Annotated in this window: 9 protein-coding genes and 1 riboswitch; of the genes, 7 read left to right on the plus strand and 2 right to left on the minus strand. The window is 73.3% G+C overall.

The features are described 5' to 3' along the window. Positions 1–51: 51 nt before the first annotated feature. A riboswitch (cyclic di-AMP (ydaO/yuaA leader) is annotated at positions 52–207 on the plus strand. Positions 208–211: 4 nt separating this feature from the next. The 5 genes from OG736_RS36470 (at position 212) to OG736_RS36490 (ending at position 5,913) form a co-directional block, all read left to right on the plus strand. Then, complete coding sequence (locus OG736_RS36470; RefSeq protein ID WP_327186207.1) at positions 212–1,174, plus strand: M23 family metallopeptidase; 963 nt, start codon at positions 212–214, stop codon at positions 1,172–1,174. Between the two features lie 235 nt (positions 1,175–1,409). Next, positions 1,410–3,305: a rhamnogalacturonan lyase family protein gene (locus tag OG736_RS36475; RefSeq protein ID WP_327186208.1), complete on the plus strand. Its 1,896-nt coding sequence runs from the start codon at positions 1,410–1,412 to the stop codon at positions 3,303–3,305. Between the two features lie 14 nt (positions 3,306–3,319). Further along, on the plus strand, positions 3,320–4,036 hold the full coding sequence (locus tag OG736_RS36480; RefSeq protein WP_327186209.1) for a DUF6250 domain-containing protein: 717 nt from the start codon (positions 3,320–3,322) through the stop codon (positions 4,034–4,036). Positions 4,037–4,162: 126 nt separating this feature from the next. Then, positions 4,163–4,948 (plus strand): SGNH/GDSL hydrolase family protein, encoded by a 786-nt coding sequence (locus OG736_RS36485; protein ID WP_171402348.1) that lies wholly within the window; start codon positions 4,163–4,165, stop codon positions 4,946–4,948. Positions 4,949–5,112: 164 nt separating this feature from the next. Then, positions 5,113–5,913 carry an SIMPL domain-containing protein gene (locus OG736_RS36490; protein WP_327186210.1) on the plus strand — a complete coding sequence of 267 codons (801 nt, stop codon included), beginning with the start codon at positions 5,113–5,115 and terminating at the stop codon, positions 5,911–5,913. Positions 5,914–6,193: 280 nt separating this feature from the next. Here the strand turns inward: OG736_RS36490 and OG736_RS36495 are convergent, their stop codons facing one another. Next, on the minus strand, positions 6,194–6,814 hold the full coding sequence (locus OG736_RS36495) for a TetR/AcrR family transcriptional regulator (protein ID WP_327186211.1): 621 nt from the start codon (positions 6,812–6,814) through the stop codon (positions 6,194–6,196). Positions 6,815–6,872: 58 nt separating this feature from the next. Continuing rightward, positions 6,873–8,060: a glutamate dehydrogenase gene (locus tag OG736_RS36500; protein ID WP_327186212.1), complete on the minus strand. Its 1,188-nt coding sequence runs from the start codon at positions 8,058–8,060 to the stop codon at positions 6,873–6,875. Between the two features lie 184 nt (positions 8,061–8,244). Here OG736_RS36500 and OG736_RS36505 point away from each other — a divergent pair, with 184 nt between their 5' ends. Then, positions 8,245–9,474 (plus strand): MBL fold metallo-hydrolase, encoded by a 1,230-nt coding sequence (locus OG736_RS36505; protein ID WP_327186213.1) that lies wholly within the window; start codon positions 8,245–8,247, stop codon positions 9,472–9,474. A 311-nt stretch (positions 9,475–9,785) separates the two neighbouring features. Then, positions 9,786–12,224, plus strand: a complete 2,439-nt coding sequence (locus tag OG736_RS36510; RefSeq protein ID WP_327186214.1) for an ATP-binding protein — start codon at positions 9,786–9,788, stop codon at positions 12,222–12,224. Positions 12,225–12,266 lie beyond the last annotated feature (42 nt).

Below are 12,266 nucleotides of genomic sequence, written 5' to 3' on the forward strand. Positions count from 1 at the left end.
CGTTCCACACCAATCCGGACGGACGCCGAATCCTGCCACCGCCCGGAGCCCGCACACTCACCCGTATCTGGCAGGAGCGGGGGACCCACAGGCACAACCGCCTGTTCCGGTCTCCGGAACAGGCTTGGGGTAAAGCCGCGCCTCGGCGCGGCCGGGCATCTCCAGTCCGCACCCGACAGCTCACCTCGCAGGCGCCGGAGAGGAATTCGCCATGCCCGCGAAGGGTAAGCACCGCCGTCCGAAGGCCCAGCGCTTCACTCGTTCCATAGCCGTCGCCGGAACGGGTGGCGCCGCGCTCGCCCTTCCGCTCATGGGTGCCGCCGGCGCTCACGCGGCCCCCGCGCAGTCCGTCGCACAGTCGGCTTCCCAGGCCGTTCCGGAAAAGGCCGTGCAGTCCGTGCCGGTGGCGCAGAAGACGGCCACCGCCACGACGGCCAAGTCCTACACCGTGCGGTCCGGCGACTATCTGTCGAAGATCGCCGACGAGCAGAACGTCAGTGGCGGCTGGCAGAAGCTGTACCAGGACAACCGTCAGGCCGTCGGCGGCGACCCGTCGCTGATCCACCCCGGGCTGAAGCTCTCGATCGGCAAGAAGGCCGCGAGCACCGGTTCGTCGTCCGGCTCGTCGTCCGGTTCCTCCTCGTCCTCCCCGTCGAAGTCGAAGGCGTCCGGAACCAAGTCGTCGTCCTCTTCGTCCTCGTCGTCCGGTTCGTCCTCCTCGAAGGCGGTCACCCAGGCCGCCGAGAGCGGCACCGGTACCTCCAGCGGTTACACGCTGCCGGTGGCGGGCGCCACCGTCGGCACCGCCTACCACACGGCCGGCAGCATGTGGTCCAGCGGCTACCACACCGGCACCGACTTCGTCGTCCCGACCGGCACCTCCCTCAAGGCCGTGGGTGCGGGCACCGTCGTCTCCGCGGGCTGGGGCGGCGCGTACGGCAACCAGGTCGTCATCAGGCTCGCCGACGGCTACTACGCCCAGTACGCCCACCTGTCCCAGCTCTCCGTCTCGGCCGGCCAGACCGTGACCGCGGGCCAGCAGCTCGGCCTCTCCGGTGCCACCGGCAACGTGACCGGCCCGCACCTGCACTTCGAGATCCGCACCACGCCGGACTACGGCTCCGACGTGGACCCGATCGCCTACCTCCGCTCGCACGGCGTCTCCGTCGGCTGACCCCCTCCGACTGCGACGACCTCCCGCCTGACACGCGGCCGAAGGCCGGACCCCGATCCCCGGGTCCGGCCTTCGGTATGTCCGGGGGATGGCCGGCGTTGGAGTTTGCGCGTTCATGATCGTTCTGTTGCGTTCTTGTGGCAGCCCCTGGTGCCCCATCGACAGGCGGGACAGGGTGGGGACACAGTGATCTCCGTCAGTGAGCAAGCGCTTTCTATCGCTCTTCGGAGGTTCTGTGTCCCGCGTCGACCGACGCATCGTCATCAAGGGCGCCGCGGCCGCGGCCGCCGTCACCGCCGTCACCCTGCTGGCCGGACTCGTCGCCGCGCCCACCGGGCACGCCGCCGAGGTCCCGCGCCGGATCGTCGAGAACCTCGACCGCGGCCTGGTCGCCACCCCGTCCGGCGAAGGAACCTTCCTCAGCTGGCGGCTGCTCGGCACCGAATACGCGCGGCACGGAAACGCCGTCGCCTTCAACGTGTACAAGAACGGACGCCGGCTCAACCGGGAGCCGGTGCGGAAATCGACGACCTACCGGGACGACACCCGGGGCGCGGGGACCTATACCGTCCGCGCCGTCGTCAACGGGCATGAGCAGAAGCCGAGTCCGGCGGCCCTGCGCTTCACCGACGGCTACGCCGAGATCCCGCTGGCCGGCGCCGACGGCTACACCGTGCAGCACGCCTGGCCGGGTGACCTCGACGGTGACGGACGCTACGAGCTCGTCGTCAGCCGGCTGTCCGGGACCCGCGACAGACCCGACCTGCTGGAGGCCTACACGCTCACCGGTGAGCGCCTGTGGCGGGTCGACCTCGGCCCCGGCTCGTACACCCAGGTCGGCGGGAACGGCGCCAACGACCCGGCGCCCGCCGCGATCAGCGGTTCCACCGCGATCGGCGGCTATCGCAACGACGACAACGTCACCGTCTACGACCTCGACGCCGACGGCCGCGCCGAGGTGCTGGCGCACACCGCCGCCGGGACCACCTTCGCCGACGGCTCGCAGGTCACCGCCGCCTCGCCCGCGAACCAGTTCGTGTCGGTGATCGACGGAGCGACCGGCACCGAGCGGACCCGGCAGCCCGTTCCCGACGACTTCGTGGCCGACGGCCCCTCCGGTGGCCACTTCGGCATCGCCTACCTCGACGGCGAACACCCCAGCCTGGTCACCAAGTCGGTCACCCGGGTCGGAGCCAAGCGCGGCGCGTTCCGGGTGCTGTTCCAGACCTGGGACTTCAACGGCACGGATCTCACCCGCCGTTGGAAGTACGTGGTGGATCCGACGACCGGCGCGACCAGCTTCCACCAGATCCGCACCGTCGACGTCGACGGGGACGGCAGGGACGAGATCGCCGACGGCAACTACGTCGTGAACAGCGACGGCACGCTGCGCTACGTCGTCGACGGCGCCATCCACGGCGACCGCTTCGACATCGCCGACCTCGACCCCGACCGGCCCGGCCTGGAGGGCTTCGCCATCCAGCAGTCCGAGCTGGGCGTCGTCTCCGCCTTCCCCTGGTACTACTACGACGCCGCCACCGGTGAGCGGCTGGTCACGGGCTCGCACCCGACGAGCCCGGTGAGCGACGCGGACCTCGACACCGGCCGCGGGAACGCCGCGGACATCGACCCCGACCACCGCGGCTACGAGTACTGGACGTCCACCGCCGACGTGACGCGGCCCGGCGCGGGCGTCTTCAACGTCCAGGACGGCAAGGTCTCCACCACCACCCCCAGCGTCAACTTCCGTATCTGGTGGGACGGTGACAAGGCGTCAGAACTTCTCGACTTCACCCGCGTCGAGAAGTGGGACCCGGCGACCGAGAGCAGCGCGACGGTCTTCGACCCGGCCGGCGTCGTCTCCGGCGCCCGCAACGCCACCCCGTTCTACGGCGACCTCGTCGGCGACTGGCGCGAGGAGATCCTCGCCGAGACCGCCGACCACACCGCCCTGCGTCTCTACACCAGCACCGTGCCGACCGACACCCGCGTCTACACGCTCGCCCAGAACCCCGCGTACCGCCTCGGCTGGACCGTCCGCGGCTACCTCCAGTCCACCTACACCGACTACTACCTCGGCACCGAGACCCGCCGTGTCCCCGAGCCGCACCTCACCACCCCCGCCCACTGAAGGAGCCGACCATCATGACGACCACCCGCAGGGCGTTCGGAGCCCTCGCCGCCGGCGCCGCGCTGGCCGCCCTCGCCCCGGCGACCGCCGCGACCGCAGCGAGCGCCCGGCCCCGCCACCGCCGCCTGATCGCCCACGACGACTTCCGGCACGGCCTGCGCCAGTGGGCCGTCGAACTGGAGAAGGGCGGGACGGTCACCGCCTCCCGCGGGACCCTGGAGGTCGACGTGCCCGCCGGGGCGACGATCTGGTTCAAGCGGCCGCTCGAAGGGCCGTACGTCCTCGAGTACGTCGCCACGCCCGTCTCCGCGGGCGGGGTCAACGACCGCGTCTCCGACCTCAACAACTTCTGGAACGCCGTCGACGTCCGCTCCCCGGAGAATCTCTTCGCCACCCCGCGCGGCGGCGCCCTCGCCGAGTACGACTACCTGAAGACGTACTACGTCGGCTACGGCGCCAACACCAACACCACGACCCGGCTGCGCCGCTATGTCGGCGAGGCGGGGGTGCGTCCGCTGATCTACGACTACACCGAGCCGCTGCTCGTCGCGAACGAGCCGAACCACGTCCGTGTCGTCTCCGACGGTTCGGTCGTCCGCTGGTGGAACAACGGCCGGCTCGTCTTCGACCACACCGACCCGGAGCCCTACACGGGCGGGCACTTCGCCTTCCGCACCACCTGGAGCCATTTCCGGATCAACGACTTCCGGGCGTGGTCCCTTATTCCCTGATTGGCAAAGTCTTTAAGGGTGTCTTATCTCACCGCCCGTCAACCCCTTCCTACGATCGCGTAGGTCACATTCGAAGGTGAATGATGAACTGCTGTGGCAGACGATTCGAAGAGTGACGACAGATCAGTGATCGGGTCGTACGTGGCGGTGGGGGACAGCTTCACCGAGGGCGTCGGCGACCCAGGGCCCGACGGGGCGTTCGTCGGCTGGGCGGACCGCTTCGCGGTCCTCCTCGCGGACCGGCGGCCCGAGGGCGACTTCAACTACACCAACCTCGCGGTCCGCGGAAAGCTGCTCGACCAGATCATGGAGGACCAACTCCCCAGGGCGGTGGAACTCGCCCCGGACCTGGTCTCCTTCTGCGCGGGCGGCAACGACATCCTCCGTCCCGGTACCGACCCGGACGAGGTCGCCGAGCGTTTCGAACGCGCGATCTCGGCCCTGACCGCCGCAGCCGGCACGGTCATGGTGACCACCGGCTTCGACACCCGTGGCATCCCCGTGCTCAAGCATCTGCGCGGCAAGATCGCCACCTACAACGGGCACGTCCGCGCCGTGGCCGACCGCTACGGCTGTCCGGTCCTCGACCTGTGGTCCCTGAAGTCCATTCAGGACCGCAGGGCCTGGGACGGCGACCGGCTCCACCTCTCCCCGGAGGGGCACACGCGCGTGGCACTGCGCGGCGGGCAGGCCCTCGGCCTCGAGGTGCCGGCCGACCCGGAGCAGCCCTGGCCGCTGCTCCCGCCGCGCGGCACCCTGGACGTGCGGCGCGACGACGTCCACTGGGCGCGCGAGTACCTGGTGCCGTGGATCGGACGACGGCTGCGCGGCGAGTCCTCCGGCGACCATGTGACCGCCAAGGGCACGCTGTCGCCGGACGACATCAGGATGCGGATCGCGGCCGTGGCCTGAACCGCCGACCGGGTGGGCGCGGCCGGCCGCGGACGACGCACGGCCGGCCGCTCCACCAGTGAGGTGATCGCACGGGAGTGGTGCGCGGGCGGGGCCGGGCACGGGTGCTGGGATGACCGCACCCGCACCTGGCACCGCCCGACACCTCCAAGGACCGGTCCCGTATGCCCTTTTCCCGTACGCCCGTCGCCGCGGCCCTCGTCTCCCTGCTCGCCCTGGGCGTCCCCGCACTCACCGCGCCCACGGCGGCCGCGCTGCCCGCCCACCCCGCGGCGGCGGCCCGTCCGTTCGCACCGGACAGCACCGCCACCGTCACGGTGACCGGCGAGGGCAGCGCGAGCGCGCCGCCCGACCTCGCGGTCGTCGGCGCCGGCGTCGAGGCGTCCGCCAAGACCTCGCAGTCCGCGCTGGACGCACAGAACAAGGCGGCCGCCGCGCTGCTGGCCGCCGTCCGCGCCCAGGGCGTCGCCGACCGGGACATCCGTACGGAGAGCATCTCCCTCGACGCCGTCTACGACCACACGGGTGGCACCGCCCGCCTGACGGGCTACCAGGCCACGCAGTCCTTCTCCGTGAAGGTGCGCGAGGTGACGAAGGTCGGCGCGGTCGTGCAGGCGGTCACCGACGCCACGGGTGACGCCGGGCGGATCGGCTTCGTGGCCTTCGACGTCTCCGACCCCGCCCCGCTGCGGGCCGTCGCACGCGAGGCCGCGCACGCCGACGCCCACGCCAAGGCCGAGCAGTACGCCCGCCTCAGCGGCCGCCGCCTGGGCCGCCTCGTCTCGCTCAGCGAGGACGCGTCCAGCTCCCCGCGCCCGGCGCCGTCGGCCGCGGACACCCCCGGTGCCGGCCTCGGCGGTGTGCCCGTCGCGCCCGGTGAGATCCGTGCGACGGCGACGGTCACGGCGGTGTACGAGCTGGACCGAGCCGCGGGCCTCAGCGGGTCACGGGTCGGGTCGAGGTGATCGGCGCCGTCGGCCGCGGACCCCGGGTGCGGCTCGGGAGGTGTGCCCGTCGCGCCCGGTGAGATCCGTGCGACGGCGACGGTCACGGCGGTGTACGAGCTGGACCGAGCCGCCCGACGGATCCGGTCACGGGCCGGGTCGAGCGCCGGACCGCCGTTCCGGCCGTGCTCGCGTCGTCACTCCCGTCCTCGCGTCCCTGCCGCGCCCGCGCCGTTCCTGGGCCGCGGTCGGGCGGTCGGCCGTCCTGGTGGGTTCCGGGAGCGCGGCGGGAGCCGGTCTCTCAGGGCTTCTGGGTGCTCAACGTCTCGGGGCCCAGACCGAGTTCGCGGGCCAGCGCCTCGTCGACCCACTCCTGGGCGCGGGCCCGGGACACCGTGCCCGCGTAGGACGTCAGCTGTACGGCGAGTCCGTCGAGCAGGGCCGTCAGGCGCAGGGCCGTGCCGGCCGGGTCCGGGCACCGGAACTCGCCCGCGGCCACGCCCTCCGCGATCACCTCGGCGAGCGCCGCCTTCCACTCCCTGTCGAGCTCCCGCGCGACCTCCCGCAGTGCGGGCTCGCGCAGCGACACCGCCCAGCCCTCGATCCACAGCCGCCAGCCCTTGGCCTGACCCGTGGGCGCGTACCAGCGCACCGCCGACCGCAGCCGACGCAGTGCGGTGGTACGGCGGCCGACCAGCTTGCGCAGCCGCGCCAGGTCGCCCTCGGCCGCGTAGGCGAACGCGTCGGCGACCAGCTTCTCCTTCGTCGAGAAGTGGTAGAGCACCAGGGCGTTGCTCACACCGAGGGCCGCGGCCACGTCGGCGATCCTGACCGCCGCCACGCCCCGCGCCTCGATCTGCTCGATGGCCGCCCGCAGCAGCTCCTCGCGCCGCTCGGCCACACTCAACCGGACCCTCACCACGCCGTCACCCTATTCCGTCCCCGTGCGCGACGACGGGCCGGTCCGTGGCGGCGGACGCCTACGGAGCGGGCCGGTACCGCCCGAAGCGCTCGGCGATCACCGGCAGCCGCTGCTCGGCGATCGTGTGCGCGGCGGCCCGGGGTGTCGTGCCGTCCGTCTCGGCGCGGGTCAGCACCAGTTCCACCAGGGCGCGCATCGAGCGGCGCGTGTACGCGAAGGCCTCCGCCGCGTCCGCGCCGATGTCGCCGAACAGCGTCCACCACCACCAGGCGTTCGTCCCGGAGTTGACGACGACGTCCGGCAGTACGCTCACCCCGCGCGCGTGCAGCAGCTTCTCCGCCTCCGGCAGGACCGGCATGTTGGCGGCCTCGGCGATCCACCGGGCGCCGATCCGCTCCTGCTCCTCGACCCCGATGGCGTACGACACGGCGGCCGGTACCAGCACCTCCGCCTCCACCGACAGCCAGGCGTCGCCCGGCAGTTCGAGGTCTGCGGGGCGCAGTACGGCGCGGTCCACCGTGCCGTGGGCGTCCCGCGCGGCCAGCAGCGCCTCCACGTCGAGACCGGCCGGGCAGGCGATCGTGCCCTTGACGTCGGCGACGGCCACCACCGTCAGCCCCGCGCGCGTGAGGAACCGCGCCGTGGCCCCGCCCATGGTGCCGAACCCCTGGAGGGCGACCCGCGTCCCGGCGTACGCGACCCCGGCCCGGTCCAGCGCGGTGAGCACGGACTCGGCGACCCCGCAGCCTCCGACCAGCTCGTCCAGGCCGATGCCGTCCACCTCGACGGCGAAGGCGTCGGCGAGCCGCTCGCGCGCGGCGGACTCGTCGTCCAGCAGCGGGTAGACCGCCTGCACGGACGACACCAGCCCCGCTTCGGCGGCCGCCCGGTCCACCATGTCCTGGGTCAGCCCCAGGTCCTCGCCGGTGGTCCAGCAGCTCTCCACGTACGGCCGCACCGCCCGCAGGTACCGCACCAGCAGTCCGTACGCCTCCGGGTCCCGGGGGTCACAGTCGATGCCGCCCTTGGCTCCGCCCAGCGGGACGTAGCGGGCCTCGGGGTCGTAGTGCAGCGCCTCCTTGAGGCTCATGCCGCGGGCGAGCCCGGTCACCTCCTCCAGGGTGCAGCCCGCCCGCATCCGCAGCCCGCCGCTGCACACGCCGCGCACGAGCCGGTCGACGACCAGGTGGCCCTGGCGCCCGGTGACGTGGTCGGTCCAGGTGAGCGAGAGGAAGGGGGCGGTCATACGAACTCCTCGACCGGCGGACCCGGGGGCGGCCGGAAACGGCTGGTACTGAACAGTGGGTCAGTATCGGAACGCAGGTACGCCGTGTCAAAGCAGGCTGGCGGCGGAATGACCGGGGTGACCCCGGCGTTGTCGGAGCGGGCAACCATAATGGAATGCCTCAGCGACTCCACCTGGAGGTACCGTGTCCGGTTTCCGTTCCCTGAGCTCCGGGCTCCGCGCTCTACAGCCCGAGGCCTTCGGCGCGGATCCGAGCGGCGAGCGCCTGGCGCGCATCCGCAGATCGCCCCACTTCAAGGACGGGGTCTTCCAGAACCCCGGCGGACCGGCGCGGACCCGTCCCTCGGGCTCCACGCTCGACTTCGCCAAGGTCTTCTTCGACAAGGAGCAGCGACCCCGGCGCGCCCCCGCGGGCACCGTACCGGTGCACCCCACCACCCTCGCCGACCTCGCCAAGCCGCCGGCCACGGGTCTGCGGCTGACCTGGATGGGGCACTCCAGCGTGCTCGCCGAGATCGACGGGCAGCGTGTCCTGTTCGACCCCGTCTGGGGCGAGCGCTGCTCCCCCTTCCCCTTCGCGGGGCCCAAGCGGCTGCACCCGGTCCCGCTGCCGCTGGCCGCGCTGGGCCCGGTCGACGTCGTCGTCATCTCCCACGACCACTACGACCATCTGGACCTGCCCACGATCAAGGCACTCGCGGACACGGACACCCTGTTCGCCGTGCCGCTCGGTGTCGGCGCCCACCTCGAGCACTGGGGCGTGTCCGCCGACCGGCTGCGCGAGCTGGACTGGCACGAGGCGACGAAGGTCGGCGGACTCACCCTGACCGCCACCCCGGCCCGGCACTTCTGCGGCCGCGGTCTGCGCAACACCCAGCACACCCTGTGGGCCTCCTGGGTGGTAGCGGGCGAGGAGCACCGGATCTACCACAGCGGTGACACCGGCTACTTCGAGGGCTTCAAGGAGATCGGCGCCGATCACGGCCCGTTCGACGCGACCATGATCCAGATCGGCGCCTACTCGGACTTCTGGCCCGACATCCACATGACCCCCGAGGAGGGCATGCGTGCCCACCTGGACCTCCAGGGCGGTCCCGGCGGAGTGATGCTGCCGATCCACTGGGGCACGTTCAACCTCGCGACCCACGCGTGGACCGACCCGGGGGAGGGCACCCTGGCCGCCGCGCGGGCCGCCGGGGCGAGGGCCGCCCTGCCCCGGCCCGGCGAGCCCTTCGAGCCCGCCGCCGAGACCGTTCCGGTCGAGCCGTGGTGGCGGGAGGTGGCACTCGCGCCGGCGGCCGGATGGCAGCCCCTGATCGCGACGGTAACCAAGGCCAAAGCCGATACTGAGAGTGACGAAAGTCGGGGTGCCGTCGGAGGCGACGACGCGCCGGAGGCGGTCCCGGCGGGCTGACGGGGGCCGGAGGCGTTCGACCGTGCGGGCCGGGGGGCGAAAAGCTCCCCGGCCCGCACGGTCATTTCCGGACCGTCTCTGACCAGGTCTGATCGCGCTCTTTCCGTATTGTCCTCCGGATGGCGCGGCCTTATCGGTCTGTCGTGCGAAGCCTCATACCAGAGCGGGACGCTCGCTGGGTGACTTTGTCAACTGCCCACCGCACCTGACACGTTGCCGACTACTGTGAGTGGCCGTCGGGCGACGCCGGGCCGAATTCTTCGGCTCTCCCGACCGACAGCCAGGCTCGACGGACCAGTACGAGGACACCGATGTCTCACCTCCGCGCACCCGCCACACGCGCCGACCGCCGTGAGGGCGGACGGCACGGGCGGCCGGTCGCCCGCCCCGCACCGGCGTCGGCCGAGACACACATACGGCCTCAGCTGCTGCGGCTCGCCGTGCTCCCGCCGACCGCGGTCGCCCTCAGCGCCTGCGCGGTCGTCCTGTTCACCGTGCGCTCCACCCACGTCCGGCCCGGCGTGACCCTGTGGGCGGTCCTCGCCGGTGCCGTCGCGGTGACCGGCGTCGGCATCGTGATCGCCGCCGTGGCCGCGGACCGCGCCGCCCGCTCGGTCAGCGACCGTGTCGCGGCCCTGCGCCGCGGCAGCGCGCGCGGCGAGGCCGAGCTGCGTGCCGTCATCGAGGCGCTGCGCCGCGGCGAGGTCCCGCCCCGGCGCACGTCGCGCGGCGGACCGCCCGACGACGCCGACGACTTCGAGCTGCTCGCCGCCGACCTGGCCCGGGCCCACGAAGGGGCCGTCACCGCCGTCGTAAAGGCCGCGCAGCTGTCCAGCCAGGCCGGCAGCGAACAGAAGCTGGAGGTCTTCGTCAATCTCGCGCGGCGCCTTCAGTCCCTGGTGCACCGCGAGATCTCGATCCTCGACGAGCTGGAGAACGCGATCGAGGATCCCGATCTTCTCAAGGGCCTCTTCCACGTCGACCACCTCGCCACCCGCATCCGCCGGCACGCCGAGAACCTCGCCGTCCTCGGCGGGGCCGTCTCCCGGAGGCAGTGGAGCAACCCGGTCTCCATGACCGAGGTGCTGCGCTCCGCCATCGCCGAGGTCGAGCAGTACGCACGGGTCAAACTCGTGCCGCCCATCGACGGCGAACTGCGCGGCCACGCCGTCGCCGACGTCATCCATCTGCTCGCCGAACTCGTCGAGAACGCCACGGTGTTCTCCGCCCCGCACACGCAGGTGCTGCTGCGCGCGAACCTGGTCACCTCCGGACTCGCGGTCGAGGTCGAGGACCGCGGGCTCGGTATGCCCGTCGAGGAGCAGAGCAGGATGAACGCCCTGCTCGCCGACCCCGACCAGGTCAACGTCGGCCGTCTGCTCGCCGACGGCCGCATCGGCCTGTTCGTCGTCTCCCAGCTCGCCCGGCGGCACGGCATCCGGGTCCGTCTGCAGAGCAACATCTACGGCGGCGTCCAGGCCGTCCTCGTCGTGCCGCAGGCGCTGCTGGGCTCCGCGCCGGGCGTCCCCGGGGCGGTATCGCGCGGACCGGACACCGACGGCGGCGGACTGCCCCTAGTGCCGGCCGCAGCCCCCGCCCCGGCCGATCCGGTACGGCCGCCCCTGCCGCCCGGCCCGCAGTCCCGCGCCGCCCGGACCCCCGACCCCGCACGGCCGCACGGCCCGCGGCACACCGCGGACGTGGGCCGGCCCACGGGCTTCGCGCATCCGCAGGACGCGCCGGGCACGGGCGGGTCCTCGGTGCCGTCCCCGGGACGGGACACCGACGGCGCCGGGCGGTCGTTCCGTCCGGCGCGGGCGCCGGGCGGCGCCACGGGCCCCGGCCCGTCGGCCGGCTCGCCGGAAGCATGGAACGTCCCGGGCACGGTGCAGAGCCCGGCCCCTGCCCCGACTCCGGCTCCGGCTCCGGCTCCGACCTCGATCCCGTCCCCGACGCGGGACACGCCCGGGTCCGGGGTGCCCGTGGTCGCCCCGCCCCCGCAGGGTCACCCGAGCGGCCCCGGCCCGGGGCATGCCGCCGCGCCGCCCCCGCACCACGGCACCGCGCCCGCCGAACCGATGCCGCAGCGGCCGGGCGCACCCGCGCCGCTGCCCGTCCGGGGAGCCCGCGCGGCACGGCCCAACCCGGCCGAGGCCGTGCCCGGCATCCGGCGCGGCGACCGGCCCGTCGTCGAGGAGCACGCGGGCATCGTGCCCACCCCGCGCGTCGGCGCGGTGCGCGGCACCATGGGCAAGCCCCAACTGCCCCGCCGCCGTGCCCAGGAGCACATCGTGCCCCAGCTGCGCGGTGGCCCGGCCCCACGTCAGGACTCCGAGCAGCCGGCCGGCCACGACCCCGGCCTGATGGCGGCCTTCCAGCGCGGCATCGGCCTGGCCGAGGCCCAGCAGAGCCTGGAGGCGGACGTCCCGGACACGGCACCGTTCCGCCCGCCGGCCCCTCTCGAAGTCCTGCTCGAACCGGCCGCCCACCCGGCGTCGGACCACGGCCGGCGGCCCGGAAGCCACGGTGCCGTGGGCGACGGCGCCTCGGGCGGGGGCGCGGGACAGGGCCGGCCGGTACCGCTCCCCGCAGACGCCGACGTACGACCGCCGCACCCGTCCCGCATACCGCAGGCGCGCCCCGCACCCGCCGCCGCGCCGCCCGAGGCGTACGGCGCGGGTGACGGGCCGGACCTGCCCGGTCCCGACCGATCCACCGCCCGGCACGACGGGAGCGCACCAGCCGGATGAGCACGGTCACCCCCACCCCCAGCGCTCCCGCAGACCTTCGTA

This window comes from Streptomyces sp. NBC_01334, assembly GCF_035983595.1.
In the GTDB taxonomy this organism is placed as follows: domain Bacteria; phylum Actinomycetota; class Actinomycetes; order Streptomycetales; family Streptomycetaceae; genus Streptomyces; species Streptomyces coriariae.

What these genes read in the sequence shown, in the direction of transcription:
- OG736_RS36470 (WP_327186207.1), top strand. Translation starts at nt 212, where the DNA reads ATGCCCGCGAAGGGTAAGCACCGCCGTCCGAAGGCCCAGCGCTTCACT.
- OG736_RS36480 (WP_327186209.1), top strand. Translation starts at nt 3,320, where the DNA reads ATGACGACCACCCGCAGGGCGTTCGGAGCCCTCGCCGCCGGCGCCGCG.
- OG736_RS36490 (WP_327186210.1), top strand. Translation starts at nt 5,113, where the DNA reads ATGCCCTTTTCCCGTACGCCCGTCGCCGCGGCCCTCGTCTCCCTGCTC.
- OG736_RS36500 (WP_327186212.1), bottom strand. Translation starts at nt 8,060, where the DNA reads ATGACCGCCCCCTTCCTCTCGCTCACCTGGACCGACCACGTCACCGGG.
- OG736_RS36510 (WP_327186214.1), top strand. Translation starts at nt 9,786, where the DNA reads ATGTCTCACCTCCGCGCACCCGCCACACGCGCCGACCGCCGTGAGGGC.